Origin of the sequence: Cellulomonas humilata, assembly GCF_013359775.1 — a bacterium.
Taxonomy (GTDB): Bacteria; Actinomycetota; Actinomycetes; order Actinomycetales; family Cellulomonadaceae; genus Cellulomonas; species Cellulomonas humilata.
The window spans coordinates 227,537-245,534 of record NZ_JABMCI010000060.1; the positions used below are offsets into that span (position 1 = coordinate 227,537).

The 17,998-nt window shown below is 72.5% G+C and carries 14 protein-coding genes; 7 read left to right on the forward strand and 7 right to left on the reverse strand.

Annotated elements, in window-relative coordinates; all coding sequences use genetic code 11:
• Positions 1–107 precede the first annotated feature (107 nt).
• A complete protein-coding gene (locus HP550_RS08660; protein WP_175347261.1) occupies positions 108–863 on the forward strand; it encodes an SDR family oxidoreductase in 756 nt (251 codons plus the stop codon).
• A gap of 32 nt (positions 864–895) precedes the next feature.
• Here the strand turns inward: HP550_RS08660 and HP550_RS08665 are convergent, their stop codons facing one another.
• Positions 896–1,486, reverse strand: a complete 591-nt coding sequence (locus HP550_RS08665; RefSeq protein WP_175347263.1) for a TetR family transcriptional regulator — start codon at positions 1,484–1,486, stop codon at positions 896–898.
• Between the two features lie 71 nt (positions 1,487–1,557).
• Between HP550_RS08665 and HP550_RS08670 the strand changes: the two genes are divergently transcribed.
• The gene (locus HP550_RS08670; RefSeq protein ID WP_175347265.1) at positions 1,558–3,849 is read left to right on the forward strand and encodes an MMPL family transporter; all 2,292 of its coding nucleotides are present in this window, start codon (positions 1,558–1,560) and stop codon (positions 3,847–3,849) included.
• Between the two features lie 56 nt (positions 3,850–3,905).
• Here the strand turns inward: HP550_RS08670 and glpK are convergent, their stop codons facing one another.
• The 3 genes from glpK to HP550_RS08685 all read right to left on the reverse strand — a co-directional run bounded on the left by glpK (position 3,906) and on the right by HP550_RS08685 (position 8,129).
• Positions 3,906–5,429: a glycerol kinase GlpK gene (gene glpK / locus HP550_RS08675; RefSeq protein ID WP_175347266.1), complete on the reverse strand. Its 1,524-nt coding sequence runs from the start codon at positions 5,427–5,429 to the stop codon at positions 3,906–3,908.
• 92 nt (positions 5,430–5,521) lie between these two features.
• On the reverse strand, positions 5,522–6,247 hold the full coding sequence (locus HP550_RS08680) for an MIP/aquaporin family protein (RefSeq protein ID WP_175347268.1): 726 nt from the start codon (positions 6,245–6,247) through the stop codon (positions 5,522–5,524).
• 73 nt (positions 6,248–6,320) lie between these two features.
• Complete coding sequence (locus tag HP550_RS08685) at positions 6,321–8,129, reverse strand: glycerol-3-phosphate dehydrogenase/oxidase (RefSeq protein WP_175347270.1); 1,809 nt, start codon at positions 8,127–8,129, stop codon at positions 6,321–6,323.
• 157 nt (positions 8,130–8,286) lie between these two features.
• On the opposite strand from HP550_RS08685, the gene HP550_RS08690 reads away from it, so the two are divergent.
• Positions 8,287–9,276, forward strand: a complete 990-nt coding sequence (locus HP550_RS08690) for a sugar-binding transcriptional regulator (protein WP_175347271.1) — start codon at positions 8,287–8,289, stop codon at positions 9,274–9,276.
• Positions 9,277–9,279: 3 nt separating this feature from the next.
• Here HP550_RS08690 and uca read toward each other — a convergent pair whose 3' ends face one another.
• Genes uca through HP550_RS08705 form a run of 3 tightly spaced genes read right to left on the reverse strand, consistent with a single transcriptional unit; the run spans position 9,280 to position 14,329 of the window.
• Complete coding sequence (uca, locus tag HP550_RS08695; protein WP_175347273.1) at positions 9,280–12,888, reverse strand: urea carboxylase; 3,609 nt, start codon at positions 12,886–12,888, stop codon at positions 9,280–9,282.
• Positions 12,885–13,487 carry an urea amidolyase associated protein UAAP2 gene (locus tag HP550_RS08700; protein ID WP_175347275.1) on the reverse strand — a complete coding sequence of 201 codons (603 nt, stop codon included), beginning with the start codon at positions 13,485–13,487 and terminating at the stop codon, positions 12,885–12,887. Before HP550_RS08700 ends, uca begins: the two co-directional genes overlap by 4 nt.
• On the reverse strand, positions 13,484–14,329 hold the full coding sequence (locus HP550_RS08705; protein ID WP_175347277.1) for an urea amidolyase associated protein UAAP1: 846 nt from the start codon (positions 14,327–14,329) through the stop codon (positions 13,484–13,486). Before HP550_RS08705 ends, HP550_RS08700 begins: the two co-directional genes overlap by 4 nt.
• Positions 14,330–14,504: 175 nt before the next feature.
• Here HP550_RS08705 and HP550_RS08710 point away from each other — a divergent pair, with 175 nt between their 5' ends.
• The 4 genes from HP550_RS08710 (at position 14,505) to HP550_RS08725 (ending at position 17,997) form a co-directional block, all read left to right on the forward strand.
• A complete protein-coding gene (locus HP550_RS08710) occupies positions 14,505–15,146 on the forward strand; it encodes a TetR/AcrR family transcriptional regulator (protein ID WP_175347279.1) in 642 nt (213 codons plus the stop codon).
• A gap of 163 nt (positions 15,147–15,309) precedes the next feature.
• On the forward strand, positions 15,310–16,833 hold the full coding sequence (locus HP550_RS08715) for a high affinity choline transporter 1 (RefSeq protein ID WP_175347281.1): 1,524 nt from the start codon (positions 15,310–15,312) through the stop codon (positions 16,831–16,833).
• Between the two features lie 42 nt (positions 16,834–16,875).
• Positions 16,876–17,376 (forward strand): amino-acid N-acetyltransferase, encoded by a 501-nt coding sequence (locus HP550_RS08720; RefSeq protein WP_175347282.1) that lies wholly within the window; start codon positions 16,876–16,878, stop codon positions 17,374–17,376.
• Positions 17,377–17,415: 39 nt separating this feature from the next.
• Positions 17,416–17,997, forward strand: coding sequence for a GNAT family N-acetyltransferase (locus HP550_RS08725; RefSeq protein ID WP_175347283.1), 582 nt, complete (start codon positions 17,416–17,418; stop codon positions 17,995–17,997).
• Position 17,998: the final 1 nt, after the last annotated feature.

The following is a 17,998-nucleotide window of genomic DNA, read 5'->3' on the forward strand; positions in this document are numbered from 1 at the left end:
GAGCCACCGACCGTTGAGCCAACCGGACGATTCGGACAAGCGGGTGTTGAGCGGGACGAACCGACCCCGTACGGTGCGCTCAACACCAGCCAGAGGAGGTCACCGAGGTGGAGGACGCGCTCACGGGCCGTCGCGCGCTCGTCACCGGCGGCGCCTCGGGGATCGGGCGCGCGACCGCCCTCGCCCTGGCCCGGGCGGGGGCCGACGTGGCGATCACGCACCTGTCCCACGACGCCGCCGCGGTGGTGGCGGAGATCAAGGACCTCGGCCGCACGGGCGCGTCGTTCCAGGTGGACATGCGGCGCAGCTGGGACGTCGACAAGGCGGTCAGCGACGCGGCGTCCCTGCTCGGCGGCGGCATCGACATCCTGGTCAACAACGTCGGCGGCCCCGTGGAGCGGCGCGCCGTGCCCGCGATGGACGACGCCCACTGGCACGGCGTGCTCGACCTCAACCTCTCCTCCGCGTTCTACGCCAGCCGCGCCGCGCTCGCGGTCATGCCCGACGGCGGCCGGATCATCACGATCGGCGCGCAGGCTGCGAGCAGCGGCGGCGGCACGGGCATGGTCGCGTACACCACGGCCAAGGCGGCGCTCGAAGGGTTCACCCGGGCGCTCGCGCGGGAGCTGGGCCCGCGGCGGATCACGGTCAACGTGGTCGCGCCGGGCTTCGTCGCCGGCACGCCCCTGCACGCCACCCACACCCCGGAACCGGCACAGCGTGCGGCCGTCAGCGCGTCACCGCTGAGCCGGGCCGGGGCTCCCGACGACATCGCCGAGGCGGTGCTCTACCTGGCCTCGGACGGCGCCGCCTTCGTGACGGGCACGGTCCTCGACGTCAACGGCGGCGCGTACTTCACCTGACCGCAGGCGCGCGACCGTGGGGACGCAGCGGTTCAGTCCTGCGCGGGCCAGCCGCTGACGGCCGACCACGCCCAGGAGGCGACGTCCTGCGCGGGCGGCAGGGGGTCGCGCTCGAGCCACGCCACGAGCACGCCGATGACGGACCCGGCCAGCGCCGCTGCGGCGATCGGCAGCGGCAGGGCCGCCAGCGCGGGGGGCGCGCCGTGCAGCTCGAGCCCTTCGAGGGCGAGCGCTCCGATGCGTCGGCGCAACCGGGCGACGGCGACGGGGGAGCCGTGCTCGCCCAGCGCGCTGCGGTACAGCCCGACGTTCTCGGCGACGTGGGTGGCGTACCGGACCAGCACGTCGGGGGGCTCGCCGGTGCCGGTGCCGGGGTGGACGTCGTTGAGGTCGGCGCCGACGAGGGCGGCCTGCGCGTCCAGGGCGTCGGCCAGCAGGGTGTCCGTGTCGGGGTAGTGCTGGTAGAACGTGCTGCGGTTCACCGGTGCCCGGTCGGCGACGTCGGCCACCGAGATCTCGTCCAGGCTCCGTTCCCGCGCGAGCGAGAGCAGTGCATCCTGGAGCAGCCGACGCGTGCGCAGCACTCGTGGATCCACCCGGGCGCCATCGTCCTGGATCGTCACGCGTCACATGATGCCATCGTTCACTAACCGACACGTGTCGGGTATCCTGCATCGTCGACCAAGGAGTGTACATGGCACGCGTGCTGGACCGTCTGGGCCGGGGAAGCTACCGCCACCGCTGGATCGTGCTCGTCGCGTGGCTGCTGGTGCTCGCCGCCGCCGCGTTCGGCGCGGTGTCGTCGGGGCTGCACCTGTCCAACTCGTTCTCCATCCCCGGCACCGAGTCGGACCGCGCGCAGGCACTCGTCGCCGAGCGCCTGGGCGACCAGGCCGCCGGGGTCGGATCGACGAGTGCCTCCCAGGCCCAGGACGTCGAGGCGCCGGCCAGCGCGCGCGTCGTCGTCGCCGCGCCCGAGGGCGAGTCGTACCTCACGGGCACCGGGATCCAGGACGTCATGACGGCCCTGGCGCCGGTGGCCGACGCCCCGGACGTGGCCGGCCTCTCCGACCCCGTGACCAGCCAGGCGGTCGCACCGGACGGCAGCGTCCTGTACGTCGACGTGCAGTTCACCGTGGCCCTCGACGACGTCCCGACGGCCACCACGGACGCCCTCGAGGACGCCGCGTCGACGCTCGAGGCCGACGGGTACGAGGTCGCGCTGTCCGGGGGCCCGTTCACGGAGCCGCTCGAGCTCGCCGGACCCACCGAGGCGCTCGGGCTCGTCGTCGCCCTCGTCGTGCTGGTCGTGACGTTCGGGTCGCTGCTGGCCGCGGGCATGCCGATCCTCACCGCGCTGCTGGGCGTCGGCATCGGGATCGCCGGCGTGCTCTCGTTGTCCGCCGTCACCGACATCTCGTCCTCGACCCTGACCCTCGCGCTCATGCTCGGCCTGGCGGTCGGCATCGACTACGCCCTGTTCCTGCTGTCCCGGCACCGCCAGCAGCTGGCCGACGGGATGGACCCGGAGACGTCGGCCGGGCACGCCGTCGGCACCGCGGGCAGCGCGGTCGGGTTCGCGGGCACCACCGTGGTCATCGCGCTCGCCGCGTTGACCGTCACCGGCATCCCGTTCCTCGCCGCGATGGGTCTGGCCGCTGCGGCCACCGTGGTCATCGCGGTGCTCGTCGCCCTCACGCTGCTGCCCGCGATGATGGGCTTCGCCGGTGAGCGGCTGCGGCCCCGCGGCCGTGCGCTGAAGCAGGCGGAGCACTCGCGCGAGGCCCGCAACCGCTGGGGCGCGTTCGTCACGACCCACCCGATCATCACCCTGGTCGCCGGCGCGCTCGTGCTCCTGATCATCGCGATCCCCGCGCTCAGCCTGCGGCTCGGCCTGCCCACCGCGGGCCGCGAGCCCGAGGGGTCGGGCGACCGCCGCGCGTACGAGATGCTCGCCGAGGGCTTCGGCCCGGGCTTCAACGGCCCGCTCGTCGTGCTCGTCGACGCGCAGGACGACCCGTCGGCTCTGGCGGACGCCGTCGAGGCCGTGACCGCGACGGTCTCCCAGCTCCCCGACGTGGCCTACGCCGCGCCGGTCGCGGCGCCCGGCGCCACGGAGGGGGCCGACGCCGCCCTCGTCATCGTCATCCCGGGCGGCGCCCCGGACTCGCCGGAGACCGCCGACCTGGTGCACGCGATCCGCGACGCCCGCCCCGGGCTCGAGGCCGACACCGGCACGGAGCTGTGGGTCACGGGCGCGTCCGCCGCCAACATCGACATCACCGAGAAGCTGGCCGACGCGTTCCCGGTGTTCCTGCTCATCGTCGTGGGCCTCGCGATCGTGCTCCTGCTCGTCGCGTTCCGCTCGCTCCTGGTGCCGGTCACCGCGGTGCTCGGGTTCCTGCTGACGATCGCCGCCGCGTTCGGCGCGACGACGGCCGTCTTCCAGTGGGGCTGGCTGTCCGGCATCTTCAACGTCGACTCGACCGGCCCGCTGCTCAGCTTCCTGCCGATCCTGCTGGTCGGCGTGCTGTTCGGGCTGGCGATGGACTACCAGGTGTTCCTGGTCTCCCGGATGCGCGAGGAGCACGTGCACGGCGCCGACGCGACGGCCGCCGTCCGCCTCGGGTTCGCGCACGGCGCCCGCGTGGTGCTGGCCGCCGCGCTCATCATGATCTCGGTGTTCTCCAGCTTCGTGTTCAGCGGGTCGGCGCAGATCTCGCCGATCGCGTTCGCGCTGGCCATCGGCATCCTGTTCGACGCCATCGTGGTCCGCATGACCCTCATCCCGGCGGCGATGACCCTGCTCGGGAAGTCGGCCTGGTACCTCCCGCGCTGGCTCGACCGGATCATCCCCAACGTGGACATCGAGGGGGCCGCGCTGGATCGCGCCGGCTCGCACGCCGCCCCCGCCCCGGTGGACGAGGTGCCGGACGACACCCACCACGGCGCGCACACCGCGCACGGGGTGCACGCAGCGGAGTAGCCGGGGCGCGACGAAGGCCGGGGGACACTGCCACCCCGGCCCCCGTCGTGCACAGGTCAGCTCACGTCGTCGTCCACCCAGTCGAACGTCTTGGTGACCGCCTTCTTCCAGAGCCGGTACTGCCGGTCGCGCTCGCCGGAGTCCATCGTCGGCTCCCAGCGCTTGTCCTCGGCCCAGTTGTCGATGACGTCCTGCTCGCCGTTCCAGAACCCGACGGCGATGCCGGCCGCGTAGGCCGCGCCCAGGGCGGTGGTCTCCGCGACCTTCGGCCGGACCACGGGGACGCCGAGGATGTCCGCCTGGAACTGCATGAGCAGCTCGTCCTGGACCATGCCGCCGTCGACCTTGAGCTCGGTCAGGTCGACGCCCGAGTCGGCGTTCATGGCGTCCAGCACCTCGCGGGTCTGGAACGCCGTCGCCTCGAGCGCGGCCCGGGCGATGTGCCCCTTGTTGACGTACCGCGTGAGCCCGACCAGGGCGCCGCGGGCGTCGGACCGCCAGTACGGCGCGAACAGGCCGGAGAACGCCGGCACGAAGTAGGCGCCGCCGTTGTCGTCCACGGTCTTGGCCAGCTCCTCGATCTCGGGTGCCGACGAGATGATCCCGAGGTTGTCGCGCAGCCACTGGACGAGCGAGCCGCTCACGGCGATCGAGCCCTCGAGCGCGTAGACGGTCGGCTGGTCGCCGATCTTGTAGCAGACCGTCGTCAGCAGGCCGTTCTTCGACGGGACCGGTTCGGTGCCCGTGTTGATGAGCATGAAGTTGCCGGTGCCATAGGTGTTCTTGGCCATGCCGACCTCGAAGCACGCCTGACCGAACGTGGCCGCCTGCTGGTCACCGAGGATGCCGGCGATCGGGACGCCCGGGACCATGCCGCCCTCGCGGCCCTTCCCGTACACCTCGGACGACGACCTGATCTCGGGGAGCATCGACAGCGGGATGCCCATGTCGGCCGCGATCTCCGCGTCCCAGGAGAGCGTCGCGAGGTCCATGAGCATCGTGCGCGACGCGTTGGTCGGGTCGGTGACGTGCACGCCGCCGTCGACGCCGCCGGTCATGTTCCACAGCACCCACGAGTCGGTGTTGCCGAAGGCCAGGTCACCGGCCTCCGCCTTGGCCCGGGCGCCCTCGACGTTGTCCAGGATCCACTTGATCTTCGGACCCGAGAAGTAGGTGGCCAGCGGCAGGCCGACCTTCGCCTTGTACCGGTCGGCGCCGCCCCCGAGCGCGCCCAGCTCCTCGGCGATCTTCTGCGTCCGCGTGTCCTGCCAGACGATGGCGTTGTACACGGGCTTGCCGGTGGTCCGGTCCCAGACCACGGCGGTCTCGCGCTGGTTGGTGATGCCGACCGCGGCGAGGTCCCGGTACGTCAGGTTGGCGCGGGTGAGCGCGAGGCCGACGACCTCACGGGTGTTCTTCCAGATCTCCTCGGCGTTGTGCTCGACCCACCCGGCGCGCGGGAAGATCTGCTCGTGCTCGATCTGGCCGGACTCGACGATCTGGCCGGAATGGTCGAAGACGATGGCGCGGGTGCTGGTGGTGCCCTGGTCGATGGCCAGGACGTACTGGGTGTCGGGCATGGTGAGAACTCCTCCGGTGGTTCAGGGGCGGCCCGGACGGCGTGCACCGGCGCTGGTGCACGCCGTCCGGACGAGGGACGGCTGTGTGGGCGTCAGACGATGTATGCGGCGGCCACGAGGCCACCGATCGCGCCGCCGACCAAGGGGCCGAGGACCGGCACCCAGGAGTAGGCCCAGTCGCTCGAGCCCTTGCCGCGGATGGGCAGGAGGGCGTGCGCGATGCGGGGGCCGAGGTCACGTGCGGGGTTGATGGCGTACCCGGTGGGACCACCGAGGCTGGCGCCGATGCCGACCACCAGCATGGCCACGGCGAGCGGTCCCAGCTCGGACGGCGTCTGGCCGAACAAGAGGATGACGAACACCAGGACGAAGGTGGCGATGACCTCGGTGATGAAGTTCCAGGCGTACGAGCGGATCGCCGGTCCGGTGGAGAAGACGGCCAGCTTGGTGCCTGCGTCGGCGTCCTCGTCGAAGTGGGGCTTGTAGGCGAGGAAGGCGAGTCCGGCGCCGAGTGCCGCGCCGGTCATCTGCGCGACGACGTACAGGAAGCCGTTGGCCGCCGTCACCGGGATGCCTGTGGCGAAGTCCTCGGCTCCGCTGGTCCAGATCCCGATCGTCACCGCAGGGTTGAGGTGCGCCCCCGACTTGTACGCGACGTACACACCCGCGAACACCGCGAGACCCCATCCGAAGTTGATGAGGAGCCAGCCGCCGTTGAAGCCCTTGTTCTTCGGCAGGATGACGTTCGCGACGACGCCGGCACCGAGGAGGATCAGCATCCCGGTGCCCATCACCTCCGAGACGAAGGCGTCTCCCATTGTGAAGTCCACTGTCGACCCTTTCTGACGGACATCGTTGTCACGTGCACCCCGCGGATGGCCGCGGGGAGTATCAGGTCCCGACGGGTCCGGAGGACCCCTTCCCGGCGGGAGATCCCGGCTTGGTGCCGGCATTCGCCGACGCGTCACCGATCATCGGCGAGACGTCGGCAGCCCGGAGCCGCACCTTCTCGGCCTCGGCGTCGTCCAGCTCCTGCGCGGCGGCGTCCTCGGCCTCGGCCCGCGCGCGGTACGCCTCGATCTCCTGGCTGCGGGTGTGCGCGTCCCATCCCAGGATCGGGGCCACCAGGTCGCCGATCTCCTCCAGGGCGCCGACGCCCTTGTCCGCCTGCTCGTAGTTGAGCCGCGTGCGGTGCATGAGGACGTCGTCGAGGTGCAGCGCGCCCTCGTGGCTGACCGCGTAGACGATCTCGGCCCGGATGTAGGCGTCGGCGTGCTCCAGCGGCTCGGCCAGCGTCGGGTCGGCGTCGACCAGGTCGATCAGCTCGCCCAGCAGGGAGCCGTACCGGTGCAGCAGGTGGTCCATGCGCGGCCGGGTCCAGCCGTACTTCTGGCTGATCGCGCGGGCCTGCCGCTGGAACACCTGGAGCCCCTCGGCGCCGACCAGCGGGAGGTCGTGCGTGATGGACGGCAGGCTCGTCGCGCGGCTGCCGATGGCGAAGTCGACCGCGTCCTTGGCCATCACGCGGTAGGTGGTGAGCTTGCCTCCGGCGATCACCGTGAACCCCGGGGCGGGGGAGGCGACGGTGTGCTCGCGGGACACCTTGGCGGAGCTGGTGCCCGCCTTGACCTGCGGCTGGAGCAGCGGACGCAGGCCCGCCCAGGTGCCGATGATGTCCTCGCGCGTGATCGGCCGGGACAGCACCGCGTTCGCGTGCTCGATGACGTAGTCGATGTCCGCGCTGGTGGCGACGGGGTGCAGCAGCTCCTGCTCCCACGGGGTGTCCGTGGTGCCGATCACCCAGTACCGCGACCACGGGATGATGAACAGGACCGACTTCTCGGTCTGGAGGATCAGCCCGGTGTCGCCGGAGATCCGGCTGCGCGGCACGACGATGTGCACGCCCTTGCTGGCCAGCACGCGCAGACCGCCCTCGGCCCCCGCGAGCGCCTCGGTCTGCTCCGTCCACACGCCGGTCGCGTTGATGACCGCCCGTGCGCGGACGTCGATGTGCTCGCCCGTCTCCAGGTCCACCACCTCGGCGCCGGTGACCGCTCCGCCGGTGGTGGTCTGGAGGTCGAGCACCTGTGTGCGGGACGCGGCGTGCGCGCCGTAGCTGACGGCCGTGCGGACCAGGGTCTCGACGAGGCGGGCGTCGTCCACGCTGGCGTCCCAGTACCGGACCGCGCCGATGGCGGCGTCGTGCCGCAGGTCGGGGAACAGCCGCTCCATGCCCTTGCGGGTCAGGTGCCGGTGGATCGGGAGGGCGCGGCGGGAGCCGGTGACCGAGGCCAGCGTGTCGTAGAGGGCGACGCCGGCGCCGACGTAGGCCCGCTCCCAGACGCGGTTCTCCAGCGGGTACAGGAAGCTCACCGGCTTGACCAGGTGCGGCGCCAGGCGGTTGATGAGCAGGTCACGCTCGGTCAGCGCCTCGCGCACCAGGTGGAAGTCGAGCATCTGGAGGTAGCGCAGGCCGCCGTGCACCAGCTTGCTGGACCGGCTCGACGTGCCGCTGGCCCAGTCCTGCGCCTCGACCACCGCGGTGGACAGCCCGCGGCTCACCGCGTCGAGCGCGATCCCCGCGCCGGTGACGCCTCCTCCGATCACCAGGACGTCGAGCTCGCTCCCGCGTTCGGCACTCCCGCGCATGGCGTCGAGTGCGTCCTGTCGTGCCTGGGCCGTCAGCGGCGCCGTCCTCATCCGTGGTACCCCCGGTGGTTCTGTTGTCGCGCAGTGTCGTGCTCGGTTCCCGCTCGCCCGTGACGGGCGTGCTCGCTATCGTCGTCATGAGGCGAACGAACGCGCAACCGCGGTGCACATACGTGCACAATCGGCTGTGAGCCGGGAGGGGGTACCCATGTACGTCGAACGTGAGCAGGACGTGCTGCGGGCCGCGTCCATGTACTACCTCCAGGACATCAAGATGGAGGTCATCGCCCGCCACCTCGGCACCTCGCGGTCCACCGTGTCCCGGCTCATCAAGCGCGCCCGGCAGTCCGGACTGGTCGAGATCACGCTCCGGCCCGCGAGCACGCGTGCACCGGGCCTCGGTCGGACGATCGCCGCCACGTTCGGGATCGACACCTACGTGGTCCCGGTGCCCGACTCCGCCAGCCACATCGAGCGCCTGGACCAGGTGTCCATCACCGCGGCCCGCCTGCTGTCCTCGTGGTTCGACTCCGACATGGTGCTCGGCGTCGCCTGGGGGACCACCCTGGCGTCGGTGTCCCGGTACCTGGCCCCCAAGCCGACGCGCGGCTCCGCGGTGGTCCAGCTGAACGGCGCCGCGAACATGCGCACCAGCGGGATCGAGTACGCCAGCGACCTGATCTCGACGTTCGGCTCCGCGTTCGCCGCCGCCGTGCACCACTTCTCGGTGCCCGCCTTCTTCGACTACCCGGACACCAAGGCGGCCATGTGGCGGGAGCGGTCCGTGCGCCGCGTGCTCGACATGCAGCGCCGCGCGGACATCGCCGTGTTCTCGGTCGGGGCGGTCGCCGGCGCGGTCCCGTCGCACGTGTACTCGGCCGGCTACCTCGACGACGCCGACGTGAAGAACCTGCACGACGAGGGCGTCGTCGGCGACGTGTGCACCGTGTTCCTGCGCGCCGACGGGTCCTGGCAGGACGTGCACCTCAACGAGCGCGCCACCGGCCCGACCCCCGTCGAGCTGCAGCGGATCCCGCGCCGGGTCTGCGTGGTGGCCGGCGACAACAAGGTGGCACCCCTGCTGGCCGCCCTGCGCGCCGGGGTGGTGACGGACCTGGTGGTCGACGAGATCACGGCCACGGGACTGCTCGACGCGGCGGAGCCGCCCCACCCGCGGCGGGTCCGCGCGCGGGTGTGAGGTTCACGCCGCGGTCGTCACCGCTGCCGGCTCGACGATGACCAGCACCTGGCCCGGGCGGACCTGGTCGCCCGGGGTCACGACGATGTCGACCACCGTGCCGCCGACGGTCGCCGTGACCGGCGCCTCCATCTTCATGGCCTCCAGCGCGAGCAGCTGCTGACCGCGCTCGACGACGTCGCCGGGGCGGACGTCGACCCGGAAGACCGTCGCGACGAAGGGGGCCTCGACGCCCTCGCACCCGTCGGGGACCTCGGTGTCGGCGGCCGGAGCGGGGGCGTCGGGCTCGGCCACCCTGTCGAACTCGCCCGCCGCCGCCCACGCGTCCCGCTCGGCGCCGAACGCGCGGGCCTGCTGGGCGCGGAACGACGTGATCTCCGCGTCGTTGTCCGCGAGGAACCGCTGGTGCTCCGCGATCGAGAACGTGCCCGGCTCGATGCTCACGTCGAGGCGACCGGCGGCCATGTCGGCGCGCAGGTCCAGCAGCTCGTCGGCCCCCACCGGGTACCAGCGGATGGTGTCGAAGAACCTCAGCAGCCACGGGGTGCCTGGCTCGAACGGGCGGTGCCGGGCGTGGGTGTCCCAGACCTGGATGGTGCGGCCGACGAACTGGTAGCCGCCCGGTCCCTCCATGCCGTAGATGCACAGGTAGGCGCCGCCGATGCCGACCGCGTTCTGCGGGGTCCACGTGCGGGCCGGGTTGTACTTCGTGGTGACCAGGCGGTGGCGGGGGTCCAGCGGGGTGGCCACGGGGGCGCCCAGGTACACGTCCCCCAGGCCCATGACCAGGTAGGACGCGTCGAACACCGTCCGGTAGACGTCGTCGACCGAGGCCAGGCCGTTGATCCGGCGGATGAACTCGATGTTCCAGGGGCACCAGGGGGCGTCGTCGCGGACGCCGGCCATGTAGCGCTCGATGGCCTCGCGCGTGGCCGGGTCGTCCCAGCTGAGCGGCAGGTGGACCGTGCGGCTGGGCACGACGAGGTCGGTCGTCGCCGGCAGGGACTGCTCGATCTCGCGGACCAGGTCGAGCGCCTTCCGGAGCGACAGCCGTTCGGGGTCCACGTGCAGCTGGAGCGAGCGGATGCCGGGCGTGAGGTCGACGATGCCGCGCAGGCCGTCGTGGTCGACACGCTGCTGCACCTCCTGCGCCAGGGCGTGCACGCGCATCCGGGACGCCAGGTCCAGGGTCATCGCGCCGTACTCGACCAGCAGGTTGTCGTCGCCGCTGCGGCGGTAGGTGACCTGGGCGGCGTCAGTCGAGTCGGACTCCGTGTCGCTGTCCTTGCGAGCCAGGATGCCGCCGTCGTCGTGTGCGTTCCTCGTCGCCCGCGGGGCCCTTTGCGGGCGCGTGCGCAGCTCGTCGGCCTCGGTCTCGTCGACCGGCACGAACCGCACCGTGTCCCCGGGGCGCAGCTGCCCGAGCTTCCACAGCTGCCCGAGCGCGACCGTCGCCGGGCAGGTGAACCCGCCGAGCGACGGGCCGTCGGGGCCGAGCAGGATCGGCAGGTCGCCGGTGTAGTCGACCGCTCCGACCGCGTACGGGGTGTCGTGGATGTTCGACGGGTGCAGCCCCGCCTCGCCGCCGTCGGGCCTTGCCCAGGTGGGCTTGGGGCCGACGAGCCGGACGCCGGTGCGCGCGGAGTTGAAGTGGACCGCCCAGGTGGCGGCGTAGAACACCTCGACGTCGCCGGGCGTGAAGAACTCGGGTGCCGCGTGCGGGCCTTCGAGGGCGCCGATGTGCCAGGTGTCGGTGATGAGCGGTCGGTCGCTCTCGGGGACCGCCCGCGCCGTCCCGGTCGGTGCGGCGATCGCCAGCTGGTCGCCCGGGCGCAGCGGCATCCCGGTGGCGCCGCCGATGCGGCCGAGGTCGAACGTCGCCGCCGAGCCGAGCACCTGCGGCACGTCCAGACCGCCCCTGACCAGCAGGTACGTGCGCATCCCGGTGGCGGGTGCGCCGATCGCGAGGACGCCGTCCGCGGGGATCTCGACCGGCTCCCACTGGGGGACGGGGACGTCGTCGACGGTGACCGCGGCGGGGGCACCGGTGACCATGACCGTCGCGCCCGTGACGAACCGGAGCTCGGGGCCGGCCATCGTGCACTCCAGGCCCGGCGCGCCCTCGGGGTTGCCGAGCGCGGTGTTGCCCAGCCGGAACGACAGGTCGTCCATCGGCCCCGACGGTGGGATGCCGACGTGCCAGAGCCCGGTGCGGCCGGGCCAGTCCTGGACCGTCGTGAGCAGTCCCGGGCGGAGGACCTCGAGGCGCGCAGTCGCGTCGCGCAGGTGCGCGAGCGTGCCGGTGTGGTGCCGCGCGACGGCGACCTCGGGGGAGTGCACGATCGTGCGCAGCAGGCCCAGGTTGGTCGCGATGCCGGTGAGCCGGGTGTCCGCGAGCGCGTCGCCGAGGGCCGTCCACGCGCCCTCCCGGTCGGCGCCGGCCGTCACGACCTTGGCCAGCAGGGGGTCGTAGTGGGTGGACACCTCCGTGCCGGGCTCGATCCAGGTGTCGACGCGCACGCCGGCGGGAACCTCGAACGCGGTGATCGTGCCGGCGCTCGGGAGGTGGTCGCGGTCGGGGTTCTCGGCGTAGACGCGAGCCTCGACCGCGGCGCCGCGAGGCTCCAGCGGGGTGTCGACCACGGACGTGTCGCCCTGGGCCAGCCGGAGCATCCACGCGACCAGGTCGACGCCGAACACCGCCTCCGTGACCGGGTGCTCGACCTGGAGGCGCGTGTTCACCTCGAGGAACGCGGCCTCCTGGCGGTCGGCGTCGTAGACGAACTCGACCGTGCCCGCGGAGCGGTAGCCCACCGACTCGGCGAGAGTGCGCGCCGACGTCGCGATCAGTTCCCTGACCTCGTCGGGAAGCCCGGGGGCGGGGGCCTCCTCGACCACCTTCTGGTGCCGGCGCTGGAGGGAGCAGTCGCGGTCGCCCAGGGTCACCACGCGGCCGAGGCCGTCGCCGAACACCTGCACCTCGACGTGCCGGGCGGCCATGATGAGCCGCTCCAGGTAGACGCCGGCCGAGCCGAACGCGGCCCCGGCGGTCCGGCGCACCGCCTCCCACGCGGCGACGAGCTGGTCGGGGCCGTGGCACGCCCGCATGCCGATGCCCCCGCCGCCCGCCGTGGCCTTGAGCATGACGGGGTAGCCGATGGTGTCGGCCGCCGCGACGGCCTCGTCCAGCGTGTCCAGCAGCCCGGTGCCCGCGAGCATCGGCATGTCGACCGCGCGGGCCGCCTCGCGGGCGGTGTGCTTGGCGCCGAACAGCTCCAGCTGCGCGGGCGTCGGACCCACGAACGCGATCCCCGCCGACTCGACCGCGCGGGCGAACGCGGCGTTCTCGCTGAGGAACCCGTACCCGGGGTGGATCGCGCCGGCGCCGTGCGCGAGGGCCGCCTCCAGCAGGAGGTCCGCGCGCAGGTACGACTGCGCCGCGGGTGCGGGGCCGAGCCGGATCGCCGTGTCCGCCAGGTGCACGTGGGCCGCTCCGGCGTCGGCGTCGGAGTAGACCGCGACCGTCCGCAGACCGAGGTCCTTCGCGGTCCGCAGGATCCGGACGGCGATCTCCCCGCGGTTGGCGACGAGCAGGGTGTCGACACCGCTCATCGAGCAACCACCATGCGCACCGGCGTCGGGTCGAAGCCGTTGCACGGGTTGTTGATCTGCGGGCAGTTGCTCACCATGACCAGCACGTCGCGCTCGGCGCGCAGGGACAGCGACAGCCCCGCCGCGGAGATCCCGTCCACGATCCCGAGCGCGCCGTCCGGGTCCACCGGTACGTTCATGTACCAGTTGATGTTCGACACCAGGTCGCGCTTGCCCAGCCCGTACCGGCCGCCCTCGGCCAGGAAGTTCTCGACGCACGCGTGCTGAGCGAACGTGTGGTGCCCGTAGCGCAGCGTGTTCGACTCCTTGGAGCACGCGCCGCCGAGCGTGTCGTGCCGGCCGACCTCGTCGGCGACCACGGTCATCAGCGGGCCGTACTCGCAGTCGCGCAGGATCGAGCCGGTGGTCAGGAACACCGAGTCCTGGCCCTGGATCGTGTCGGGGGCGCTGTACCGCAGGCTCGTGTCGAGGGCGTCGAACACGAGGAAGTCGACCGCCTGGTTGCCGCCGAGGTCGACGATCGTGAGCACCTCGCCCTCGTGCACGACGGCGGACCAGGGCGCGCGGGCGGGGACGACGGTGTCGAGCAGCGTGGTCATGCGAGCCCCCGTGCGGTGAGGTCGGCGAGCGTGTTGACGAAGGCGCGGCGGCCCTCGGGCGTGGCGGTCCAGAGCGGGTCCGACTCCGTCGTCGGCTCCCCGCGCCAGGCCAGGACCTCGAGCGGGGTGCTGACGTACTCGCGTGGGTCGAGGGGGTGGGCCGTGTTGGCGACGAGCAGGAGCAGCGGCACCTCGGCGCGCAGGGTGAGCGAGGCGCCCGGCCCCGCGGAGCCCTCGAACACCGGGCGGCCGTCCTCGTCGATCCGGACGCCCTGGAAGAACGAGATGCTCGGCGGCAGGTCGCGGCGCGCGAGGTCGTGCTTGGCCGCCGCCAGCGCGAGCAGCTCCCGACCGGCCGGCGTCGGACCCTGCGCGCTGCCGTCGCCGTAGCGCTCCTCGTTCCGCGCCCTCGACGACGTGCCGTAGAGGGCGTCCTGGTGGGCCGACGTGTCGCCGACGATGCTCGCCAGCACGCGGCCCTGGTCGCTCAGCAGCAGGTGGCCCGCGGTCAGGTAGACCTGCCACTGGACCTTGACGGTGTCCGCGACGTTCAGCCGCTCCCACGGTCGGTCCAGCCGGTACGCCAGCACGTGGGCGCAGGCGTCGCCGACCAGGTCGGTCAGGCGGACCAGCGTGCCGCGGGCGACCGCCAGGTGCGTGTACCCGCCGCCCGCGACGACCTCCGCGTGCACGAGCGTGGCCGGGTCGACCTCGCTCGGCGGCGTGGGCCAGTCGCGCGCGGGGCGGACCGGCAGGGTGGGGACCGTGCCGGCTGCGGCGGCCTCCTGCGCGCGGGCGTGCTCGCGGGCGCCGGCGGTGGTCCCGGTGGTGGTGGCGGTCATCGCGTCCTCGATTTCTGTCGACTGACAGAAACAGGCTGGTGTGCGGACGTTCCCTCCGGGTCTCCGGCAGGTAAACCTCGTGTAACTCTGCAGCGTCCGAGGACGTGCGCGCCGGAGCTCGGATGCTCCAGGCTCGCCGGGGTGGGTTCGGGGCCGGTGGTAGCGTCGGCTCGCCATGGCACGCAGACCCGGTCGACCGCGCGCGAGCGGCGATCCCGACGGTGAGCGCGACACCCGTCGCGACGTGCTCGACGCCGCCGCCGCCCTGTTCTGCACGGTCGGCTTCACGTCCACCAGCACCCGCGCGATCGCCGACGCCGCCGGGGTGCGCCAGGCCTCGATCTACCACCACTTCGCCGGCAAGGACGCGATCCTCCTCGAGCTGCTGCTCGGCACCGTCCGCCCGTCGCTGGACCTCGCCGACGCCCTCGTCGCCGGCGCCGAGCCCGCCGCGGCCCGGCTCTGGGCCCTCGCGCACGCGGACGTCGGCCTGCTCAGCGCGGGTCCGGTGAACCTGGGCGTCCTCTACGTGCTGCCGGAGGTGGCCGGCGAGCAGTTCGCCGAGTTCCACGCGCTGCGCTCGCGGCTGCGCGCCCGGTACAGCGAGCTCGCGTCGGCGGCGTCCGACGACGCCGACGACCGGGGCGAGCTCGTGCTCGGGCTGGTGGAGTCGGTGATCCTGCGCCGCCGCGACACCCCGGACCTGGACGTCGCCGCCGTGCAGGACGCGGTGGCCGACGGGGTCCTGCGGCTGGTCGGCTGCACGCCGACCGAGGTCGCCGCGGCCCGCACGCTGCCGGTGTCGCTGGGCGTCTGAGCCCCGCGCGCGCGTACGCGAGTGCTGCGGCCGCCGATTTAACACAAGCGTTTCGTGCGTGCAGCGGATCCGACACAGGCCGGGTGGTCAATGAACCTGTCGGCCGACAGAAACTCCGGGCCGGCGGTCGGTCGACGATCCCCCCTCGCCCCCCGGAGCCCCCATGATCATCGCCGGAGTCGGTCTCTCCGTCCTCGCCGTCGTCCTCGTCGGCATCGTCGTCGCCCGCAAGGTCGACGGCGACAGCGCCAACTACCTCGTCGCCGGGCGCCGCCTGGGCGTCCCCCTCGTCGCGGCCTCCCTCATGGCCGCCGCGGTCGACTCGAACGCGACGGTCGGCAACACCGACCTGTCGGCGTCGTTCGGGTTCTGGGCCGGGGCGTCCCTCGCGCTCGGGCTGGCCATCTGTCTGCTGCTGACCGGCCTGTTCCTGGCCAAGCCGATGAACCGCATGAAGCTGTTCACGCTCGCCGACTTCTACCGGCTGCGCTACGGGCGCGGGGTCGAGGTGGCGTCGTCGGTGTTCATGATCTTCGCGTTCGCCATCCTCATGGCCGGCAACCTGGTGGCCTGCGGGTTCCTGCTCGAACGGTTCCTCGGCCTCGACTACACCGTCGGCGTGCTCATCGCGGTCGCCCTGGTGCTCGTCTACACGATCGGCGGGGGCATGTTCTCCGACGCCTACACGGCCGCGATCCAGATCGTCATCACGATCGCCGCGACGGCCGCCCTGGTGATCTGGTTCGGCACGACCTACGGCTTCGAGGTGGCCGACGGCATGGGCCCGTTCGACTTCGAGCAGCTCACGCAGACCAGCGCCGGCGCACCCATCAACTGGGCCACGCTCGTCGCACTCGGCATCGGGGACATCGTCGCCATCGACTTCATGCAGCGGATCTTCGCGGCCCGGAACCCGGAGGTCGCGCAGAAGTCCTGCTTCACCGGCGCGGCAGGGACCGCGATCATCGGTGTCGCGTTCGCCATGGTCGCCCTGTCCGCGTCGTCGGTGCTCGGCCTCACGACGGATGCCGGGCCCATCCTGTTCCAGCTCCTCGACGACTACGCGCCCTCAGGCCTGACCGTGCTCGTCCTGTCCGGGATCGTCGCCGCCTCGTTCTCGACCGCGTCGGGGGCCATCCTCGCGACCTCGGCCGTGGCCGTCCGGAACATCGTCGGTGTCCGCCGCGTGGTCTCCGTGAAGGAGGAGGGCGTCCGTGACCCGCTGCTGCTGTGGACCCGCGTCGCGATGGTCCCGATCGTGGTGCTCGGCGTCTCGGTGGCGCTCAAGGTGGCCCAGACCGGCATCCTGCTGACGCTCGCGTTCGACCTCATGCTCGCCGGGCTGCTGGTGCCGTTCATCCTCGGCCTGTTCTGGAAGCGCGGGGGTACCCGGGCGGCCGTCGCGGCGCTGGTGGTCGGCGTCGGCGTCCGGCTGGTGCTCTTCGTCCTGACGCCCACCGTCTACGGGGTGCCCAACGACGTCTGGTACATCCCGAACGACCTGATCGACGCCTCGTTCGACGGCTGGCCGACGTTCTGGGGCTTCGGTGCCTCGCTCCTGGCGTACCTCGTCGCGGCGGCGGTCTGGCCGCGCACCGTCACCGAGGAGGCCTGGGCGATCGCGGACGGCATGCCCGACGAGACCATCCCGGCACCGCGGGGAGCGGAGCCCGAGCCCGCCGTGTGAGCCGCTCCGCGTGGGCGCCCGCCCCGCGGCTAGGTTGTCCTGGTGTCCTTCCGTGTCCGCCCCGCCCTGCCCGCCGACGTCCGCGCCATCCGCGCGCTCGTGGAGCCGTACGCCGCCGAGCGCATCCTCCTGGCCAAGGAGTGGGTCGGGTACTACGAGTCGGTGCAGGAGTTCCTGGTCGCAGAAGCGGATGACGCGACGGTGATCGGCTGCGGTGCGCTGCACGTGATGTGGCAGGACCTGGCCGAGATCCGCACGCTCGCCGCCGACCGCACCATCCGCGGGACCGGCGTCGGGCACGCGCTGCTCGACAGCCTGCTGGACCGGGCCCGGGAGCTGGGACTGCGGCGCGTCTTCTGCCTCACGTTCGAGGTGGCCTTCTTCGAGTCCCACGGGTTCCACGTCATCGAGGGCACGCCCGTGACGCCCGACGTCTACCTCGAGCTGCTGCGGTCGCACGACGACGGCGTCGCCGAGTTCCTCGACCTCGCGCGCGTGAAGCCGAACACGCTGGGCAACACCCGGATGCTCATCGAGCTGTAGATCGTGCGACGCCCGGTCCGCGTCCGGCACGCTCGGGGCGTGACCACCTACCTCGCGACCGAGCGACTGGCCCTGCGCCCCTTCTCCGCCGACGAGGCCGACCTGCTGATCGAGCTGGACAGCGACCCGGCGGTGATGCGGTACCTGACCGGCGGTGAGGCGACCCCTCCCGAGGTCGTCCGCGAGCGCGACCTCCCGAGTCTGCTTCGCGGCTACGAGCGGTGGGACGGGAGGTTCGGGGTGTTCGCGGCGCACGAGAAGGACGGCGGCGCGTTCGTCGGTTGGTTCTGCCTGCGCCCCGAGCCGGGTGGCCCGACGGACGAGGTCGAGCTCGGGTACCGGCTGCGCCAGGACGCGTGGGGCAAGGGGTACGCCACCGAGGGGTCCCGGGCGCTGCTCGACAAGGCGTTCTCGGAGCTCGACGTGCGCGTGGTCTGGGGCGCGACGATGTTCCTGAACCGCGCCTCGCAGAAGGTGATGGAGAAGGTCGACATGACCGTCGCGGAGAAGCTCGACACCCCCGAGGACATGCTCATGGTGGAGGGCTCCGAGCACGGCGGCTTCCGGTACGAGATCACCAGGGAGCGGTGGACGCAGCGGGCGCAGCGGGAGCGGCGGTAGC